General features: G+C 67.5%; 14 protein-coding genes, 3 tRNA genes and 3 pseudogenes. 10 read left to right on the top strand and 10 right to left on the bottom strand.

What is annotated here, in order from left to right:
* Positions 1–105: 105 nt before the first annotated feature.
* The 3 genes and pseudogenes from C1737_RS27245 to C1737_RS19065 form a co-directional block, all read right to left on the bottom strand.
* A pseudogene (locus C1737_RS27245) lies at positions 106–204 on the bottom strand (recombinase family protein); the annotation flags it as partial.
* A 56-nt stretch (positions 205–260) separates the two neighbouring features.
* Positions 261–680, bottom strand: a pseudogene (locus tag C1737_RS27240) (hypothetical protein); the annotation flags it as partial.
* 223 nt (positions 681–903) lie between these two features.
* A tRNA-Leu gene (locus C1737_RS19065) sits at positions 904–986 on the bottom strand.
* 242 nt (positions 987–1,228) lie between these two features.
* Between C1737_RS19065 and C1737_RS19060 the strand changes: the two genes are divergently transcribed.
* The 7 genes and pseudogenes from C1737_RS19060 (at position 1,229) to pknB (ending at position 11,030) form a co-directional block, all read left to right on the top strand.
* The gene (locus C1737_RS19060; RefSeq protein ID WP_102419203.1) at positions 1,229–2,857 is read left to right on the top strand and encodes a DUF3662 and FHA domain-containing protein; all 1,629 of its coding nucleotides are present in this window, start codon (positions 1,229–1,231) and stop codon (positions 2,855–2,857) included.
* 128 nt (positions 2,858–2,985) lie between these two features.
* Positions 2,986–3,453, top strand: a complete 468-nt coding sequence (locus C1737_RS19055) for an FHA domain-containing protein (RefSeq protein WP_067916879.1) — start codon at positions 2,986–2,988, stop codon at positions 3,451–3,453.
* 52 nt (positions 3,454–3,505) lie between these two features.
* Positions 3,506–4,953 (top strand): annotated as a pseudogene (locus C1737_RS19050) (PP2C family serine/threonine-protein phosphatase).
* Positions 4,950–6,359: an FtsW/RodA/SpoVE family cell cycle protein gene (locus C1737_RS19045; protein ID WP_102419202.1), complete on the top strand. Its 1,410-nt coding sequence runs from the start codon at positions 4,950–4,952 to the stop codon at positions 6,357–6,359. Before C1737_RS19050 ends, C1737_RS19045 begins: the two are co-directional and overlap by 4 nt.
* Positions 6,356–7,834: a D,D-transpeptidase PbpA gene (pbpA, locus tag C1737_RS19040; protein WP_067919564.1), complete on the top strand. Its 1,479-nt coding sequence runs from the start codon at positions 6,356–6,358 to the stop codon at positions 7,832–7,834. The genes C1737_RS19045 and pbpA overlap by 4 nt, the downstream gene beginning before the upstream one ends.
* The gene (locus C1737_RS19035) at positions 7,831–9,159 is read left to right on the top strand and encodes a serine/threonine-protein kinase (protein ID WP_082974891.1); all 1,329 of its coding nucleotides are present in this window, start codon (positions 7,831–7,833) and stop codon (positions 9,157–9,159) included. The genes pbpA and C1737_RS19035 overlap by 4 nt, the downstream gene beginning before the upstream one ends.
* Positions 9,156–11,030: a Stk1 family PASTA domain-containing Ser/Thr kinase gene (pknB, locus tag C1737_RS19030; RefSeq protein ID WP_068091227.1), complete on the top strand. Its 1,875-nt coding sequence runs from the start codon at positions 9,156–9,158 to the stop codon at positions 11,028–11,030. Before C1737_RS19035 ends, pknB begins: the two co-directional genes overlap by 4 nt.
* On the opposite strand, the gene C1737_RS19025 is transcribed toward pknB, so the two are convergent.
* Positions 11,008–11,694: an aminodeoxychorismate/anthranilate synthase component II gene (locus tag C1737_RS19025; protein WP_067919566.1), complete on the bottom strand. Its 687-nt coding sequence runs from the start codon at positions 11,692–11,694 to the stop codon at positions 11,008–11,010. The genes pknB and C1737_RS19025 overlap by 23 nt on opposite strands.
* Positions 11,695–11,720: 26 nt before the next feature.
* A complete protein-coding gene (locus C1737_RS19020; protein WP_102419201.1) occupies positions 11,721–12,464 on the bottom strand; it encodes a DUF881 domain-containing protein in 744 nt (247 codons plus the stop codon).
* A 119-nt stretch (positions 12,465–12,583) separates the two neighbouring features.
* On the opposite strand from C1737_RS19020, the gene crgA reads away from it, so the two are divergent.
* Both crgA and C1737_RS19010 read left to right on the top strand, forming a co-directional pair.
* On the top strand, positions 12,584–12,865 hold the full coding sequence (gene crgA, locus C1737_RS19015; protein WP_055404552.1) for a cell division protein CrgA: 282 nt from the start codon (positions 12,584–12,586) through the stop codon (positions 12,863–12,865).
* Between the two features lie 155 nt (positions 12,866–13,020).
* Positions 13,021–13,446 carry a PH domain-containing protein gene (locus tag C1737_RS19010; protein ID WP_068091237.1) on the top strand — a complete coding sequence of 142 codons (426 nt, stop codon included), beginning with the start codon at positions 13,021–13,023 and terminating at the stop codon, positions 13,444–13,446.
* A gap of 22 nt (positions 13,447–13,468) precedes the next feature.
* Here C1737_RS19010 and C1737_RS19005 read toward each other — a convergent pair whose 3' ends face one another.
* Positions 13,469–14,017 carry a peptidylprolyl isomerase gene (locus C1737_RS19005; protein WP_067919596.1) on the bottom strand — a complete coding sequence of 183 codons (549 nt, stop codon included), beginning with the start codon at positions 14,015–14,017 and terminating at the stop codon, positions 13,469–13,471.
* 128 nt (positions 14,018–14,145) lie between these two features.
* On the opposite strand from C1737_RS19005, the gene cwsA reads away from it, so the two are divergent.
* Complete coding sequence (cwsA, locus tag C1737_RS19000; protein WP_067919570.1) at positions 14,146–14,580, top strand: cell wall synthesis protein CwsA; 435 nt, start codon at positions 14,146–14,148, stop codon at positions 14,578–14,580.
* A 4-nt stretch (positions 14,581–14,584) separates the two neighbouring features.
* On the opposite strand, the gene C1737_RS18995 is transcribed toward cwsA, so the two are convergent.
* The 4 genes from C1737_RS18995 to gyrA form a co-directional block, all read right to left on the bottom strand.
* Positions 14,585–14,657, bottom strand: a tRNA-Ala gene (locus C1737_RS18995).
* A 151-nt stretch (positions 14,658–14,808) separates the two neighbouring features.
* A tRNA-Ile gene (locus tag C1737_RS18990) sits at positions 14,809–14,882 on the bottom strand.
* Positions 14,883–14,941: 59 nt separating this feature from the next.
* Positions 14,942–15,841 (bottom strand): DUF3566 domain-containing protein, encoded by a 900-nt coding sequence (locus C1737_RS18985; protein ID WP_102419200.1) that lies wholly within the window; start codon positions 15,839–15,841, stop codon positions 14,942–14,944.
* A gap of 114 nt (positions 15,842–15,955) precedes the next feature.
* Positions 15,956–18,475: a DNA gyrase subunit A gene (gyrA, locus tag C1737_RS18980; protein WP_068091219.1), complete on the bottom strand. Its 2,520-nt coding sequence runs from the start codon at positions 18,473–18,475 to the stop codon at positions 15,956–15,958.
* Between the last annotated feature and the right edge of the window lie 31 nt (positions 18,476–18,506).

Below are 18,506 nucleotides of genomic sequence, written 5' to 3'. Positions count from 1 at the left end.
TCTGTGCACCCGGAGCCGCCGCAACCGTGCCGTCTTGGACATGACACTGACGAAGTGAACAGCTCAAACATTCCAATCAGGCCATCGCGTTACAGATAACGCAGTGCGGGCGTAATCCAAGAGAGCAGCCAGCCCAACTCGCTCCTCGCCCGCGGACATGCCCGAAAGCTTGTCGCTGTAGACGCGATTCGCGTCTCTTCCAGCACCACCGGGTCAGTCAGAAGTTCACGTTCGCGGAGCCGGAGTTCCGGGGTCGTGCCATGAAAGGAGTCCCGACGACGCCATCCGTAGACGGCATGGCCGCTGATCCCGTCAGCTGGGTAGAGCTCGTAGCCGTCTCGCGCCACTGCTTCGTTGAACAACGTGAGAAGTCCGGCGACTCCCTCTCCGTCGGGTCTCACAACGGGGTGCAGTGTCTCTGCGAGGAATCGCAGGACGAGCTCGTCGTCGCCGTGTTGCAACCCAAAGCGGCTGTCGGTGAATATCCAGTCGTCTGGCCAGTCTTCAGGGTTGTTGACGCGATGCTGCCAGATATCACCCGCGGCGGACTTGTACCTCAAATCAGTGCTCGGCATTCAGTCCAAGTCATAGATGCGCGCCAAGAAGTCGGGCTCTTCCAACCTTCCCTCCCACAGCACCTTCGACAGGTTGATGGTGTCGAAGATCCTGCGGCGCGTCACTTCGGTGATGAGCTTCGTCGCCACGCCCCTACAGCTCCTTTGTGGCCAGGGCCCGACCCCGGTGGATCAGGTGCGCTTCAAAGATTGTGGGGATCTACGCGACCATGTCCCGACCGCGACGAAAGTCGCGTCCGCGGCCAGCTTCCCCACCAAACACAAAGGTCACGACCCCTTTTTCGAGTTCGTGACCTTCGTGCCTGCAGTTCGTAGAACCGCTCAACTGTGGGCGAAGGGGGACTTGAACCCCCACGTCCCGAAGGACACTGGCACCTGAAGCCAGCGCGTCTGCCATTCCGCCACTCGCCCGGAAAAACAACCGATGGACCATATCACTCTAATAGCCGCATTCCCCAACTGCCTGGTCGGGCCGGGCGGCTGGGCGGCGCTGCGGGCCAACGTCTCTGAGCAGGGCGGACGCAGTTCTCAGAGTTTTCACGGTGCCGCGAGCTCGCGCTGTGTCGATACCATGCTGGAGTGAGAGGTCACTCCGCGCATCGTTTGCCGCATAGCAGCGACACGCGTCGGCAAGTGCAGGCGAACGGCGGGGCATGAGTAGCCAACGGGGGCTGGCGGCGCGGATCGAGCGCAAGCTTGAGGCCACCGTTGACAATGCCTTCGCCCGAGTCTTCGGCGGATCGATTGTTCCGCAGGAGGTGGAGGCCCTGCTGCGCCGCGAAGCCCGCGACGGCGTCCAGCGGCTGCATGGAAATCGGTTTTTGGCCCCCAACGAATACATCATTACCCTCGGAAGGCACGACTTCGAGAAGGTGGGCGCCGACCCTGATCTCACGTCGGGCGCTTTCGCTAGGTACTTGGCCGACTACATCCGTGAACAGGAGTGGCAAACGTATGGTGATGTGGTCGTCCGGTTCGAGCAATCGTCGAACCTGCGTACCGGCCAGTACCGCGCCCGTGGTGCTGTCAACCCCGATGTGCAGCCCCGCCCGACGGTCAATGAGCCCGTCCGGCCACAATCAAATAATGCGTTCGGCGCAGAACGAGGAGTAGCACCAATGACTGACGATTCGAGCTACCGCGGGGCTCAGGGGCCGGGGCGGCCCAGCGATGAGTATTACGACGACCGCTACGGGCGTCCGCAAGAGGGTGGCGCAGAACCGCAGGCGGGGCCTGAACCGCGCGGTGGGTACCCACCGCCGCCCGAGCAGGGCGGCTACCCGCCGCAGCAGGGCTACCCGCCACCGCGGCATCCCGAGCAGGCCGGCTACCCCGAGCAGGGCCAAGGCGGCTACCCGGAGCAGGGCGGCTACCAGGCGCCGGGCGGCTACCCCGACCAGCGCGGGTACCAAGGCCCGGGGGGATACCCCGAGCAGCGCGGCTACCAGGGCCAGGGCGGGGGCTACCCCGAGCAGGGCCAAGGCGGGTACCCGCCGCAGTACGAGCAGCGCCCTCCCGCGCCCGGTGGGTACGGCGGCCAAGGTTACGACCAGGGCTACCGCCAGGGCGGCGGGTACGGCCCGCCCGGCGGCGGTCAGCCCGCCGGCGGCCAGCAGGGCTACGGCGGGTACGGCGAATACGGCCGCGGACCGGCGCGCCCCGACGAGGGTGCCTACGCTCCGCCCGAGCAGCGGCCGGCCTACCCCGAGCAGGGCGCGGGCTATGAGCAGGGCGGCGGCTATGAGCAGGCCGGCGGGTACGAGCAGGGATACCAGCAGGGCGGCGGCGGCTACGGTCGGCAGGATTACGCCGGCGACTACACGCAGTACGCGGAGAACGTCCCGGGCGGGGGATACGGCGGCCAGGGCGGCGGGTACCCCGAGGCCCCCCAGCGCGATTACGACTACGGCCAGCAGGCCGAGTACGCCCAGCCCGCCGACTACGGCCAGCAGGCCGGCGGCTACGGCGCTTACGGCGGCGGCTATGGTGCGGCCGGGACGACGGTCACGCTGCAGCTCGACGACGGTAGCGGCCGCACCTATCAGCTCCGCGAGGGCTCCAACATCGTGGGCCGCGGGCAAGACGCCCAATTCCGGTTGCCCGACACCGGCGTGTCACGGCGTCACCTCGAGATCCGTTGGGACGGGCAGGTGGCGCTCCTGTCGGACCTGAACTCGACCAACGGCACCACCGTGAACAACGCGCCCGTGCAGGAATGGCAGTTGGCCGATGGTGACGTGATCCGCCTGGGCCACTCGGAGATCATCGTCCGGATCCACTGAACCCGCTGGGCTCAACGCTGCCCTGCTTCGCCCCGTGTCGACCGCCGTCCAAGTATCGTGACGTTGCCGATGTGCTCGGGGTCATGGGCGCCGGGGGGACTACGCCGCCAGGACGGAAAGGACGCCAGATGCAGGGACTCGTACTGCAGCTGACGCGTGCCGGATTTCTGATGTTGTTGTGGGTATTCATCTGGTCCGTGTTGCGGATCTTGCGGACCGATATCTACGCCCCCACCGGCGCCGTCATGGTGCGCCGGGGCTTGACGTTGCGCAGCACCCTGCTGCCGTCGCGGGAACGCCGGCACGCCGCGCGCTACCTGGTGGTGACCGAGGGGGCGTTGGCCGGGGCCCGCATCACACTCAGCGGGCAACCGGTGTTGATCGGGCGGGCTGACGACTCAACCCTGGTGCTCACCGACGACTACGCCTCAACGCGGCACGCCCGGCTATCTCAGCGCGGTTCGGAATGGTACGTCGAGGATCTAGGATCGACAAACGGCACTTACCTTGACAGGGCAAAGGTGACGACTGCGGTACGAGTTCCCATAGGGACGCCGATTCGGATCGGCAAGACGGCGATCGAGCTGCGCCCGTGACCCGCGCTCACGACGATGATGCCGGCTTAGCCGGGATCGAGGAGTTGCGCCCGTGACCCTGGTCCTGCGATACGCCGCGCGCAGCGATCGCGGCCTGGTGCGCGCCAACAACGAAGACTCCGTATACGCCGGTGCCCGGCTGCTCGCCCTGGCCGACGGCATGGGCGGCCACGCCGCGGGCGAGGTCGCCTCCCAACTGGTGATCGCCGCGCTGGCCCACCTCGACGACGACGAACCCGGCGGCGACCTGCTGGCCAAGCTCGACGCCGCGGTGCGCGCCGGCAATGCAGCCATCGCGGCGCAAGTGGAGGCGGAGCCCGAACTCGAGGGAATGGGCACCACGCTCACCGCGATCCTGTTCGCGGGCGACCGAATTGGCTTGGTACACATCGGCGATTCGCGCGGCTATCTGCTGCGTGACGGTGAACTGACGCAAATCACCAAGGACGACACCTTCGTCCAGACCCTCGTCGACGAGGGCCGCATCACCCGCGAAGAGGCGCACAGCCACCCGCAGCGGTCGCTGATCATGCGCGCGCTGACCGGTCACGAGGTCGAACCCACGCTGACCATGCGCGAGGCGCGGGCCGGCGACCGCTACCTGCTCTGCTCCGACGGACTCAGCGACCCGGTCAGCGACGAGACCATCCTGGAAGCCCTGCAGATCCCGGACGTGGCCGAAGCCGCCTACCGCCTCATCGAGCTGGCGCTGCGCGGCGGCGGCCCGGACAACGTGACCGTGGTGGTCGCCGATGTCGTCGACTACGACTACGGCCAAACCCAACCAATTCTGGCCGGCGCGGTTTCCGGTGACGACGACCAGATGACATTGCCCAACACCTCCGCCGGCCGCGCCTCCGCGATCAGGCCCCGCGAGGAGGCCGCGAAACGCGTTGCGCCCCAACCAGAAACCCCCAACCGGCCCCGCTGGCCACGGCGCCGGATGTTCTTCGTCGTGACGTTGGCGGTGTTGTTCGTTCTGTCGGGCCTGGCCATCGCCTGGTGGGTGATCCAGCGCAACTATTACGTCACCGAATACGACGGCAAGGTCTCGATAGTCCGCGGAATCCAGGGGTCCTTGCTGGGTCTGCCGCTGCAGGAGCCCTATCTGGTCGGCTGCCTGAGCGCGCGGAACGAGCTGTCGCTGATCAGTTACGGCCAATCCGGCCACTCGAACTGCCAACTGATGACTCTGCGGGACTTGCGCCGTCCCGGGCAGGTCCAGGTGCAAACCGGGCTGCCGGGCGGCAGCCTGGACCAGGCCGAGTCACAGCTACGACAATTGCTGGCCGAATACCTGCTGCCCACCTGTCCGTCGCCGCGCGCTACGTCGCCGCCGGGATCCCCGGGCCTCGGGAGCGGCGCCCCCGAGTCAAGTGTCGCGGCATCGCCAGCATCGACCACCCTTCGCCGGTGGGCCCCACGACCACTTCCCAGACGGTCACCGCGCTTCCAGCGCCCCCACTTCAACCGGGCATTGATTGCCGGACAGTGGCATGACCACACAACTTCAGCCGCCCGTCGCGGTGACGCCGCCGCTGCCGACCCGTCGCAACGCCGAGCTGCTGCTGCTGTGCTTCGCCGCGGCCATCACCGTCGCCGCGCTGATCATCGTCGAAGCCAACCAGGACCGTGAAATACGCTGGAACGTCATCACCTACGGGTTGGTGTTCCTACTCGTGTTCGGTTCGGCGCACATGGCGATCAGGCGCTTCGCGCCCTATACCGACCCGTTGCTGTTGCCAATTGTGGCGCTGCTCAATGGACTTGGCTTGGTGATGATCCACCGGCTCGACCTGGTCAACAACCAGATGAGCGGCCGCCATCACCCCAGCGCCACCCAGCAGATGCTGTGGACGGTGGTCGGGGTCATCACGTTCGCGCTCGTGGTCACGTTCCTCAAAGACCATCGACAGCTGGCGCGGTATGGCTACATCTGCGGGATCACCGGCCTGGTGCTGCTGGTGATTCCCGCGCTGTTGCCGGCATCGTTGTCCGAGCAGAACGGCGCGAAGATCTGGATTCGCTTCCCCGGCTTCTCGTTTCAGCCCGCCGAGTTCTCCAAGATCTTGCTGCTGATCTTCTTCTCCGCCGTGCTGATCGCCAAGCGGGGCCTATTCAACAGCGTCGGAAAGCATTTCATGGGCCTGACCCTGCCGCGCCCACGCGACCTCGCGCCACTGCTGGCCGCGTGGGTGATCTCGGTGGGCGTGATGGCCTTCGAGAAGGACCTCGGCACCTCGCTGCTGCTCTATGCGTCGTTCTTGGTCGTGGTTTACCTTGCGACACAACGGTTCAGCTGGGTTGTGATCGGCCTGGTGCTGTTCGCGGTGGGCAGCGTCATCGCGTATTTCATCTTCGCGCACGTGCGGGTCCGCGTGCAGATGTGGTGGAACCCGTTCTCCGACCCCGACGGCAGCGGCTATCAGATCGTGCAGTCGCTGTTCAGTTTCGCCACGGGCGGCATCTTCGGCACCGGGCTCGGCAACGGCCAACCCGATACCGTTCCGGCCGCGTCGACCGACTTCATCATCGCGGCCTTCGGTGAAGAGCTGGGGCTGGTCGGGTTCGCCAGCATCTTGATGCTGTACACCATCGTCATCATCCGCGGCATGCGCACCGCGATCGCGACGCGGGACAGCTTCGGCAAGCTGCTGGCCGCGGGTCTGGCGTCCACCCTGGCCATCCAGTTGTTCATCGTCGTCGGCGGCGTCACGCAACTCATCCCGCTGACCGGGCTCACCACGCCGTGGATGTCGTACGGCGGATCGTCACTGCTCGCCAACTACATACTGCTGGCCATCCTCGCTCGCATCTCCAACAGCGCGCGGCACCCCCTGCGCGGCCGTGACCGCAAGGACGCCCCGATCGCGGCGGCCAAGACCGAGGTGATCGAGAAGGTATGAACACCTCGCTGCGCCGCATCTCGCTCACGGTCATGGCGTTGATCGTGCTGTTGCTGCTCAACGCCACCATGACGCAGGTGTTCGCCGCCGACTCGCTGCGGGCCGACCCGCGCAATCAGCGGGTCCTGCTGGACGAGTATTCGCGGCAGCGCGGCCAGATCGTCGCCGGTGGCCAACTGCTGGCCTACTCGGTGGCCACCGACAGCCGGTTCCGCTTTCTGCGGGTCTATCCCAATCCCGCTGTCTACGCGCCGCTCACCGGCTTCTACTCCCTGCGCTATTCCAGCACCGGCTTGGAGCGTGCCGAGGACCCGCTGCTGAACGGGTCGGACGAGCGGCTGTTCGGGCGCCGGCTGGCCGACTTCTTCACCGGCCGCGATCCCCGCGGCGGCAACGTCGACACCACCATCCGGCCGCGGGTCCAGCAGGCCGGGTGGGATGCGATGCAGCAGGGCTGCGGCGGGCCGCCGTGCAAGGGCGCCGTCGTCGCCCTCGAGCCGTCCACCGGCAAGATCTTGGCCATGGTGTCATCGCCGTCGTATGACCCCAATCTGCTCGCGTCGCACGATCCTCAGGTGCAGGCGCAGGCGTGGCAGCGGCTGCGCGACGACCCCGACAACCCCCTGACCAACCGCGCCATCTCGGAGACCTACCCGCCCGGCTCCACCTTCAAGGTGGTCACCACCGCGGCGGCCCTGGAGGCCGGTGCGACCGATGCCGAGCAACTGACCGCGGCGGCGTCCATCCAGCTTCCGGACAGCACCGCGACGCTGGAGAACTACGGCGGCCAGCCCTGTGGCAATGAGCTCACGGTGTCGCTCAAGCAGGCGTTCGCCTTCTCGTGCAACACGGCGTTCGTCCAGCTCGGCATCCACACCGGGTCGGATGCGCTGCGCAGTATGGCGCGCTCGTTCGGTCTGGACACCACACCGAGCGTGATCCCGCTGCAGGTCGCCGAGTCGACGGTCGGGATCATCCCGGACGCGGCCGCGCTGGGCATGTCCAGCATCGGCCAAAAGGACGTCGCGCTGACACCGCTGGAGAACGCTCAGATCGCCGCGACCATCGCGAACGACGGCATCACGATGCAGCCCTACCTGATCGACAGTCTCAAGGGCCCCGACCTGGCGAACATCAGCACGACCGTTCCCTATCAGCAGCGCCGCGCGGTGTCATCCCAGGTCGCCGCTAAGCTAACAGAGCTGATGGTCGGCGCCGAGAAGGTCGCGCAGCAGAAAGGGGCCATTCCCGGCGTGCAGATCGCATCCAAGACCGGTACCGCAGAGCATGGCACCGATCCGCGAAACACACCGCCGCACGCGTGGTACATCGCCTTCGCGCCCGCGCAGACGCCCAAAGTCGCCGTGGCAGTGTTGGTGGAGAATGGCGGCGACCGCCTGTCCGCGACGGGAGGTGCACTCGCCGCGCCGATCGGACGGGCTGTGATCCAAGCCGCGCTACAGGGAGGACCATGAGCCCGCGAGTTGGTGTGACGCTGTCTGGCAGATACCGCCTGCAGCGCCTGATCGCCACCGGTGGCATGGGCCAAGTCTGGGAGGCCGTGGACAGCCGGCTCGGCCGGCGCGTCGCGGTCAAGGTGCTCAAGCAGGAGTTCTCCCAGGACCCGGAATTCATCGAGCGGTTCCGCGCCGAGGCGCGCACCACCGCCATGCTGAACCACCCCGGCATCGCCCAGGTCCACGACTATGGCGAGAGCCAGCTGGACGGGGAGGGCCGCACCGCCTACCTGGTGATGGAGCTGGTCAATGGCGAGCCGCTGAACTCGGTGCTCAAGCGCACCGGCCGGCTGTCGCTGCGGCACGCACTGGACATGCTCGAGCAGACCGGCCGGGCCCTGCAGGTCGCGCACGCCGCCGGCTTGGTGCACCGCGACGTCAAACCGGGCAACATCCTGATCACCCCGACCGGCCAGGTCAAGATCACCGACTTCGGTATCGCCAAGGCCGTCGACGCCGCGCCGGTCACCCAGACCGGAATGGTCATGGGCACCGCACAGTACATCGCCCCCGAACAGGCCCTCGGGCACGACGCGACCCCCGCCAGCGACGTGTACTCGCTGGGTGTCGTCGGCTACGAGGTCGTGTCGGGCAAGCGGCCCTTCACCGGTGACGGCGCCCTGACGGTGGCGATGAAGCACATCAAGGAGCCGCCGCCCCCGCTGCCCGCAGAACTGCCGCCCAACGTGCGGGAGCTCATCGAGATCACGCTGGTCAAGAATCCGGCGATGCGCTACCGCAGCGGCGGCCCCTTCGCCGACGCCGTGGCGGCCGTGCGGGCCGGCCGGCGCCCGCCGCGCCCCAGCCAGTCGCCGCCCCCCGGGCGCGCGTCGCCGGCGGCCATCCCGTCCAGCCCGACGACCAGGGCGGCCGCCGTCACCAGCACTCGGGCCCCGGCCCCACGCCGATCCCGGCCGGCCACCGGCGGTCACCGCCCACCACCGGCGCGGCGCACCTTCTCCTCGGGTCAGCGCGCGTTGCTGTGGGCCGCCGGGGTGCTGGGAGCGTTGGCGATCATCATCGCGGTGCTCATCGTCATCAATTCCCGCGCGGACACCCAGCAGCAGCCGCCGCCCCCGACGGTCACCGACACCGGCGGGCCGCCGGCGCCGCCGGCGAGCAAGACCCCGAGCGGTTCCGCGCCGGGCCCCGCGCTGCGGCTCAATTGGACGGATCGCGCGGCGATAGGTAATCCTGGACTGCAACGAGGGCCGGCCGAGCGCGGGTGGGGTGAACGACCGAAGCCCAGCGTCTCACCGGCCCGACACGAGATAACACGATGACCACCCCTCAGCACCTGTCTGACCGTTATGAACTGGGCGAAATCCTCGGATTCGGGGGGATGTCCGAGGTTCACCTGGCCCGCGACGTCCGGCTCCACCGCGATGTGGCGGTCAAAGTGCTGCGCGCCGACCTGGCCCGTGATCCCAGCTTCTATCTGCGGTTCCGCCGCGAGGCGCAGAACGCCGCGGCGCTCAATCACCCGTCGATCGTGGCGGTGTACGACACCGGCGAGGCGGAAACCCCGACGGGTCCGCTGCCCTACATCGTCATGGAGTACGTCGACGGCGTCACCCTGCGCGACATCGTGCACACCGACGGCCCGCTGCCCCCGCGGCGGGCCATCGAGATCATCGCCGACGCGTGCCAGGCGCTGAACTTCAGCCACCAGAACGGCATCATCCACCGCGATGTCAAGCCGGCGAACATCATGATCAGCAACACCAATGCGGTCAAGGTGATGGACTTCGGCATCGCCCGCGCGATCGCCGACAGCGGCAACAGCGTCACGCAGACGGCGGCGGTGATCGGGACGGCCCAGTACCTGTCGCCCGAGCAGGCCCGCGGCGACACCGTCGACGCCCGCTCCGACGTCTATTCGCTGGGTTGCGTGCTCTATGAAATCCTCACGGGCGAGCCGCCTTTCACCGGTGACTCCCCGGTCGCGGTCGCGTACCAGCACGTGCGCGAGGACCCGATTCCACCGTCGCGGCGGCACGAGGGCATCTCCGCCGACCTCGACGCGGTCGTGCTCAAGGCGCTGGCCAAGAATCCGGACAACCGCTACCAGACGGCCGCCGAGATGCGCGCCGACCTGGTGCGGGTGCACAACGGCGAAACCCCCGAAGCGCCCAAGGTGCTCACCGACGCCGACCGCTCCTCGCTGCTCGCCGCGGGCGGAAACCTGCCCGGCCCCCGCACCGATCCGCTCCCGCGGCAACCCCTCCGTCGCATCGAGGACCGCAACGGCGGCTCGGTCGGTCGCTGGATCGTCGCGGTCGCGGCGCTGGCGGTGCTGACGATCGTCGTCGTCATCGCCTTCAACACCTTCGGCGGCACCACCCGCGACGTCCAGGTGCCCGACATGCGGGGCCAGGTGTCCGCCGACGCCATTGCGGCGCTGCAGAACCGCGGCTTCAAGACGCGCACGCTGCAAAAGCCCGATTCGACGATCCCGCCCGACCACGTCATCAGCACGGATCCGGGCGCCAACGCGTCGGTGAGCGCGGGCGACGAGATCACCCTCAACGTTTCGACCGGTCCCGAACAGCGCGAGGTGCCCGACGTCTCCTCGCTGAGCTACTCCGACGCGGTCAGCAAGCTCAAAGCGGCCGGGTTCGGCAAGTTCAAGCAGGCCAATTCCCCGTCGAGCCCGGAGCTGCTCGGCAAGGTGATCGGCACCAACCCTCCGGCCAACCAGACGTCGGCAATCACCAACGTGATCACCGTGATCGTCGGCTCAGGCCCGGAGACGAAACAGGTGCCCGACGTCGCGGGCCAGACCGTCGACGTCGCGCAGAAGAATCTCACGGTCTACGGCTTCACCAAGATCACCCAGGCGCAGGTGGACAGCACCCGGCCGGCGGGCGAGGTCATCGGCACCAACCCGCCCAAGGGCCAAACGGTTCCGGTGGATTCGGTGATCGAGTTGCAGGTGTCCAAGGGCAACCAGTTCACGATGCCCGACCTGAGCGGCATGTTCTGGACGGACGCCGAGCCTCGGTTACGGGCGCTGGGCTGGACCGGGGTGCTGGACAAGGGCCCCGACGTGGACGCGGGTGGCTCCCAGTCCCACCGAGTGGTGTATCAGAACCCGCCGGCCGGCACCGGGTGTAACCGCGACGGCATCATCACGCTGAAGTTCGGCCAGTAGCGGCCGGGTCGGCCGGGAAGTAGGGCTGCACGGCCGCGCGGACCTCGTTCTCGAGCCGGCGGACCAGCGTGTCGTTGCGGGCCCAGCCGCAGTACGCCAGCCAGTTCGCCAGCATCCGGTGTCCGCCCTCGGTCAGGATCGACTCCGGGTGGAACTGCACACCGTGAATGGGCAACTCGCTGTGCCGCACACCCATGATGACGCCGCCGCGGGTGCGCGCCGTCACCTCCAGCACCGGGGGCAGCGACTCCGGCAGTATGGTCAGCGAGTGATAGCGGGTCGCCGTGAATGGATCCGGAAGCCCTTGCAGCACACCGGCATTGGTGTGGAACACGCTGCTGGTCTTGCCGTGCAGCAGCTCGGGTGCGCGGTCCACGGTCGCGCCGAAGGCCACGCCGATGGCTTGGTGTCCCAGGCAGACCCCGAGTAGCGGGGTGCGCTCGGCGGCACACGCACCCACCAGAGCGATGGAAGCGCCCGCGCGTTCCGGCGTTCCCGGCCCGGGGCTGAGCAGCACACCGTCGAACCCCCTGGCGACGGCGGACTCGTCGGAAAGCCTGGCATCGTCGTTGCGCCACACCTCGGCCTCGACGCCCAGCTGGCCCAGGTACTGCACCAGGTTGAACACGAAGCTGTCGTAGTTGTCGACGACCAGGATCCGCACCGTCCCAGGTTACCGTCCGCGGAAACTCAGTAGCCGATGGTTCCCATGGGCTGGGCGAAATGCAGCCGGTCCGGCTCGGTGTGGCCGGCGACCTGGACGTCGGGCTTGACCTCTTCGCGGTAGCCCAGCCCGAACCGGACTACGTACTGGCGGTACAGGACGACCAGGGGAGCGGCGGCCAGAGCGGCTTGCATCGCGGCCGCGTTGCCGATCGCGGTGATCGTGTAGGGCGGACTGTAGGTGCGCCCGTTGAGCAGCAGGGTGTTGCCGACGCACCGCGGCACCGAGGTGGCGATGATGCGCTGGTCCTGCATCTGGATCGCCTCGGCGTCGGCGCTCCACATCGCATTGAGGACGGCCTCGATGTCCTGCTGGTGCACGACCAGGTCGTCGGGGGACGCATCGCGCGGGAACCGGCCGTTGGCGTCGCGTGGGGCGTCCTCCAGGGTGACCACCAGGCCCGGCCCGTGCACCGGATTCATGCCCGCCTCGACTGCCAGCTCGGCCGAGCGTCGCAGCATCGCCGCCAGCGCGCGATCCGAGGACCGTCCGTGCGCGGCGTCGATCTTGCCCGACAGCTCGTCGCGCTGGGCGTTGAGATGGTTCACCGACGACTGGGCCTCGCGGACCAGGTCCACCAACCGGGGGGCGTCGCTGCGGCGGATCTCGGCGCCGCCGGACACCCCGTGGGTGGCGGCCAGCAGCAGCCCGGCCAACAGGCACACCACCGGGACGCCGAAGCGCCACGGTGACCGCCGTCCGTCGCTCATCGGGGTCTCCAATTTCCTGGTCACCGCGCCGAGTGGGTTAGTCTCGTAGCCAAGCTGTGCGTGCAGCTGCGGTCTTCATCGTTGCACCCCGTCCCGCTCACCGTCTTGTTGAGGTAATCATGCCCAAGTCCAAGGTCCGCAAGAAGAACGACTTCACCGTCAGCTCGGTCAGTCGCACGCCGGTGAAGGTGAAGGTCGGGCCGTCGAGTGTGTGGTTCGTGGCCCTGTTCGTCGGTCTCATGCTGATCGGCCTGGTCTGGCTGATGGTGTTTCAGTTAGCGGCCGTCGGCAGCCAAGCGCCCACCGCCCTTAACTGGATGGCGCAACTGGGGCCGTGGAACTACGCCATCGCGTTCGCTTTCATGATCACCGGTTTGTTGCTGACGATGCGGTGGCACTGAGCACGAGACGCGCCGGAATGAATTCATTTTTGAGTTGCTCCGTTACTGCGCCAGCAACATTCCGACCACCCAATCACACGCGTGTGATTTATCCCCACTGTTGATAGCGTCTGTGGATAACTCCATCGCCCGTGGTAGGAGGGGCTGAGGAGCGCGTGCAGCAAACGCAATGGCAGCCGCACGCGGCAGGAATCGCTGGTTGCGGGGTCGCCGGCGTTTTGATGGCTATCGCGAGTGTGACCGTAGTCACAGACCCGCCCGGGCGCGTTTTGGCGGGGATTGCCGCGGCTGGTCTGATCTTGTTTGCGGGCGCGACGTGGCGCGCGCGGCCGAAGCTGGCAATTACCGCCGACGGCCTGGTGCTCCGCGGATGGTTCCGGACGCAGGTATTACGGGCGAGCGACATCAAGATCATCCGGATCACCGAGTTCCGCCGCTACGGACGCAAAGTCCGGCTCCTCGAGGTCGAGAACGCCGACGACGGGCTGGTGCTGTTCTCCCGATGGGATCTGGGGACGGATCCGCTGGAGGTGCTCGACGCACTGACGGCGGCCGGTTACGCGGGCCCTCGCCCGCGCTGACCGGACCGCCGTAGGGCGGGGCCTAGGAGATCGTGATCGACTCGATGACGACCGGTTCGGTGGGGCGGTCGTTGGCGTCAGTGGCCGTCGTCGAGATCGCCTCGACGACGCGCTGCGACTCCGGGTCCGTCACTTCACCGAAGATGGTGTGGCGGCGATTGAGGTGGGGCGTCTTGCCCACGGTGATGAAGAACTGGGAGCCGTTGGTGCCCGGACCCGCGTTCGCCATCGCCAGCAGGTACGGCTTGTCGAATTGCAGTTCGGGGTGGAACTCGTCGGCGAACTTGTAACCGGGGCCGCCGCGGCCGGTTCCGGTCGGGTCGCCGCCCTGGATCATGAAGCCCTGAATCACCCGGTGAAAGACCGCGCCGTCGTAGAACGGACCGGAGGACCCGCCCGATGCGTTCTGGGTCGAGTACTCCTTGGTGCCCTGCGCCAGGCCGACGAAGTTCGCGACGGTCTTGGGCGCGTGGTTTCCGAACAGGGCGACTTTGATGTCGCCGCGGTTGGTGTGCAGCGTGGCGGTAGCGGTCTGAAAGGGGCTGTTGGTCACGGCATGAGAGTCTGCCATTACGCGCGGGCCCGCCTGCACCCGGTGTCGCTCCAGCCGGGCTGCCACCGAAACCGCGTCGCGCACAGAAGGGTTCCGCCGGTGTCCCTATGCTGGCAGTCTGTTCAGCACGCACAGAAAGGCGGCAGATGAGCGCGAAGGCGGATTCCCGGCTGACCCCGCGGGAGCGACTGACCCGCGGGCTGACCTACTCGACCCTGGGGCCGGTGGACGTGACACGCGGCGTCGTCGGCCTGGGTGTCCAGTCGGCGCAGTCGACCGCATCGCAGATTCGTCGCAAATACCAAGACGGGCGCCTCGCCAAGGAACTCGCGGCCGCGCAAGAGACGCTGGCCCAGGAGTTGGCGGCCGCACAGGAGGTGGTGGCAGGGCTGCCGCAGGCGCTTCAGGACGCGCGGCGCGCTCAGCGCCGGACCAGACGACCGTTGATCTTCGCCGGGGTCGCGGTCGCGGTCCTCGCCGGCGGCGCCGTCGCGTTCAGCATTGTGCGGCGCCAGGTGCGGGAGAAGCCCCAGGAGCCGCAGTCTCGGCCCCCCAGCGTCGACGTGCAGCCCCGCCCGTGATTTGTGGAGCCTAGGGGAATCGAACCCCTGACACCCGCCTTGCAAAGGCGGTGCTCTACCAACTGAGCTAAGGCCCCTCGACGTGATCGGGTGGCTGACCGGATGTGTCGTCCACCGCCACGTGCCAGACCTCGACCCCGCGTCGGTACCGCGCCACCGCCGCCACCACAGCGATCACTGTGATTGGCAGGGCGAGTCTTACGCAACGTCGTGACGGGCACATGGTTGTGGGCCTAGGAGGACTCGAACCTCCGACCTCTTCGTTATCAGCGAAGCGCTCTAACCGCCTGAGCTATAGGCCCGTACACGCGTACGGCCGAGCGACGAGATTACCGCACTCGCCGCCCCACCCCCAAAAATGCTAGTCGCGGTCGGCCAACGTCACTTCGACGCCGCCGATCAAGTCGGTGGTCAGGTTGTAGACGAAGGCGCCGATCGTGGCCATCGCGGTCAGCAACACGATGTTGACCAAGCCGATCAGCACGGCGCCGCCGAAGATGGTGCCGCTGGACACCAGTTCGCCGCTGCTGCCGCTGGTGTTGTTCAACAGGTCACCGACGTTGCTGTTCAGCTTCGACCACACACCCATGCCCCCGAGCACCAGGTACAGGAACGCCACGGCGATCATCCAGACGAAGAACAGGGCGACCGAGAGCAGCAGGGACACCTTCAGCGTGCTCCACGGATCGATCCGGCGGATCTGCATGCTGGCGCGCACCGGGCCGCGCGGTCGCCGGGACACCTGGGTGCGGCTTTCGCGCCCCTCGCGGTTTTCGGGGGCCGACGAACGGCCAGGGCCCTGCTGGCCCGACGGCTCGCCGGTTCGGTCGGGGGGCGTCTTGCGCTGCGGGCCCCGCGGGGTCGGGCCGGAAAGGTCCGGCAACTCGCTGGCGTAGGCCTCCGCGGGCGGCCCGTCGCCGCGGCCCGCGGGAGCGTCGGTGTCGTGAGGCGGGATCTTGCCCGGTGGGGGCGCGCCGGCGCCCGGCGCCGCGGTGCCGGAGATGAACCGGTTGAGCCGGGCCTCGACTCCCGTCGGCGGTGCAGACGGCCGCGCCTCGGTGGGGGGCTCGTTCTGGCGCTGGGGTGCCTGCGGGGGCCGGGCCCCGCCACGCTGCTGCCACGGCGGTGAATCACCGGCGTCCGCGGCCCGGCCGGCCTGTGCCGGCGGGGTCGCGCGGTGTATACCGGCGCGCTCGGCCGAACCATCCCCATTAAGGCCGTCGCCCATTTTGGGGGCGCCCGGCTCGTTCGGTGAGGTCACCCCGACTCCTTACATCTCCTACCAGGGCCGCGCGGGCGAAGGCAGTCGCATTTTGTCTGGTCGGGCCGAGTCTAATTGCCCGGCTGTGGCCCGGACCGCCCGGATTGTCACCGATCAGCCGTCGGACTCTGTGTCGCCTTCCGCTTCCTCGACGACTTCGTCCGCGTTTTCCTCGGCGTTGCGCGCGATGGCCAGCAGCGTGTTGTCCTCGCCCAGGTTCATCAACCGCACGCCCTTGGTCTGTCGTCCGGCCTTGCGGACCTGGCGCGCGGCGGTGCGAATCACGCCGCCTCCGGAGGTGATGGCGTAGAGCTCACTGTCGTCGTCGACGATCAGCGCGCCCACCAGCTTGCCGCGCCGACGGTCATACATCACGGTGAGCACGCCCTTGCCGCCGCGCCCCTGCACCGGGTACTCCTCGATCGCGGTGCGCTTGGCGTAGCCACCCGACGTCGCCACCAAAAGGTACGTGCCTTCACGAATCACGTTGAGCGACAACAGGTAATCGTCGGTGTTGAACCGCATGCCCTGCACGCCGGAGGTGGCGCGCCCCATCGGGCGCAGTGCCTCATCGGTGGCCGAGAACCGGATCGATTGACCGTTGGCCGACACCAGCAGCAGGTCGTCATCCGACGAGCACAGCACCGCGCCGACGAGCTCGTCGCTGTCGCGCAGGTTGATCGCCACGATCCCGCCCGACCGGTTGGAGTCGAAGTCGGTCAGCTTGGTCTTCTTGACCAGGCCGTTGCGGGTCGCCAGCACCAGGTACGGGGCGTCCTCGTAGCCGCGGATCTGGATGACCTGGGCGATGCGCTCCTCGGGCTGGAAGGCCAGCAGGTTGGCGACGTGCTGGCCGCGCGCCGTCCGGGACGCCTCGGGCAGTTCGTACGCCTTGGCGCGATAGACCCGGCCCTGCGTGGTGAAGAACAGGATCCAGTCGTGCGTGGAGCTGACGAAGAAGTGTCGCACGATGTCGTCCTGCTTGAGGCCGGCGCCCTGCACGCCCTTGCCGCCGCGTTTCTGGCTGCGGTAGAGGTCGGACTTGGTTCGCTTGGCATAGCCGGTCTCAGTGATGGTGACGACGACCTCTTCGCGGGCGATCAGGTCCTCGTCGTTGACGTCACCGTCGGCCGCGATGATCCGGGTACGACGGTCGTCGCCGTGCTTGTCAACGATCTCGGCGAGCTCGTCGTGAACGATCGCGCGCTGCCGTTCCGGCTTGGCCAGGATGTCTTCCAGGTCGGCGATCTCGGCTTCGATCTTGGCCAGGTCGTCGATGATGCGCTGGCGCTCCAGGGCCGCCAGCCGCCGCAGCTGCATATCGAGGATGGCCTGGGCCTGGATCTCGTCGATATCGAGCAGCTCGATCAGCCCGGCCCGGGCGATATCGACGGTTTCCGACGCCCGGATCAGGGCGATGACTTCGTCGAGCGCGTCGAGCGCCTTGACCAGGCCGCGCAGGATGTGGGCGCGTTCGTTGGCCTTGCGCAGCCGGTAGGTGGTGCGCCGGACGATGACGTCGAGCTGGTGCGCGACGTAGTAGCGGATCATCTGGTCGAGCCGCAGCGTGCGCGGCACCCCGTCGACGATCGATAACATATTCGCGCCGAAGCTGGTCTGCAGCTGGGTGTGCTTGTAGAGGTTGTTCAGCACCACCTTGGCCACCGCGTCGCGCTTGATTTCGACGACGATGCGCAGGCCGACCCGATCGCTGGATTGGTCCTCGATGTTGGCGATGCCGGTAAGCCGGCCGTCGCGGACCTGCTCGGCGATCGAGGTGATGAAGTTGTCGTGGTTGACCTGATAGGGCAACTCGGTGATGACGATCGAGGTGCGACCCCGCGAATCTTCTTCTATCTCAACGACTCCGCGCATCCGGATCGATCCGCGACCGGTGGTGTAGGCATCGTGGATGCCCTGCGACCCGACGATCAGACCGTGGGTGGGGAAGTCGGGACCCTTGACCCGCTCGCAGACTGCGGCCAGGGTGGCTTCTTCATCGGCCTCGTGGTTGTCCAGGCACCAGTAGACGGCTTCTGCCAACTCGCGCAGGTTGTGCGGTGGGATGTTGGTCGCCATGCCGACCGCGATGCCGCCGGAGCCATTCGCCAACAGGTTGGGGAAACGGCTGGGCAGCACCGTCGGTTCCTGCACCCGACCGTCATAGTTCGGAATGAAATCGACTGTCTCCTCGTCGATTTCACGCAGCATCTCCATGGCCAGCGGGGTCAGCCGCGCCTCGGTGTATCTCATCGCCGCCGGCGGGTCGTTGCCCGGGGAACCGAAGTTGCCCTGGCCGTCGACCAGGGGGTACCGCAGCGACCACGGCTGAGCCATGCGCACCAAGGTGTCGTAGATGGACGCGTCACCGTGAGGGTGATAGTTGCCCATCGTCTCAGCGACCGAGCGGGCCGACTTGGCGTGGCTGCGGTCCGGGCGGAAGCCCGAGTCGTACATGGCATACAACACGCGGCGGTGCACCGGTTTGAGGCCGTCGCGGACCTCGGGCAATGCGCGCCCGACGATCACGCTCATCGCATAGTCGATGTAGCTGCGCTGCATCTCCTGCTGGATGTCAACAGGTTCGATGCGGTCGCCGGCCTCGTCGCCCGGTGGCAGCGTGGTGTCAGTCATCTAGTCCCCTTTGTGGGTTGGCGTGCCCGAC

This window comes from Mycobacterium sp. 4858 (assembly GCF_900240975.1).
GTDB lineage: Bacteria > Actinomycetota > Actinomycetes > Mycobacteriales > Mycobacteriaceae > Mycobacterium.
The sequence above is the reverse complement of the archived record's forward strand: the minus strand, read 5'-3'. Positions and strand labels throughout refer to the sequence as shown.

Excerpts from the sequence above, each read along its gene's own strand:
- C1737_RS19060 (WP_102419203.1), top strand. The coding sequence starts at position 1,229 with ATGAGTAGCCAACGGGGGCTGGCGGCGCGGATCGAGCGCAAGCTTGAG.
- C1737_RS19055 (WP_067916879.1), top strand. The coding sequence starts at position 2,986 with ATGCAGGGACTCGTACTGCAGCTGACGCGTGCCGGATTTCTGATGTTG.
- C1737_RS19045 (WP_102419202.1), top strand. The coding sequence starts at position 4,950 with ATGACCACACAACTTCAGCCGCCCGTCGCGGTGACGCCGCCGCTGCCG.
- pbpA (WP_067919564.1), top strand. The coding sequence starts at position 6,356 with ATGAACACCTCGCTGCGCCGCATCTCGCTCACGGTCATGGCGTTGATC.
- C1737_RS19035 (WP_082974891.1), top strand. The coding sequence starts at position 7,831 with ATGAGCCCGCGAGTTGGTGTGACGCTGTCTGGCAGATACCGCCTGCAG.
- pknB (WP_068091227.1), top strand. The coding sequence starts at position 9,156 with ATGACCACCCCTCAGCACCTGTCTGACCGTTATGAACTGGGCGAAATC.
- C1737_RS19020 (WP_102419201.1), bottom strand. The coding sequence starts at position 12,464 with ATGAGCGACGGACGGCGGTCACCGTGGCGCTTCGGCGTCCCGGTGGTG.
- crgA (WP_055404552.1), top strand. The coding sequence starts at position 12,584 with ATGCCCAAGTCCAAGGTCCGCAAGAAGAACGACTTCACCGTCAGCTCG.
- C1737_RS19005 (WP_067919596.1), bottom strand. The coding sequence starts at position 14,017 with ATGGCAGACTCTCATGCCGTGACCAACAGCCCCTTTCAGACCGCTACC.
- cwsA (WP_067919570.1), top strand. The coding sequence starts at position 14,146 with ATGAGCGCGAAGGCGGATTCCCGGCTGACCCCGCGGGAGCGACTGACC.
- gyrA (WP_068091219.1), bottom strand. The coding sequence starts at position 18,475 with ATGACTGACACCACGCTGCCACCGGGCGACGAGGCCGGCGACCGCATC.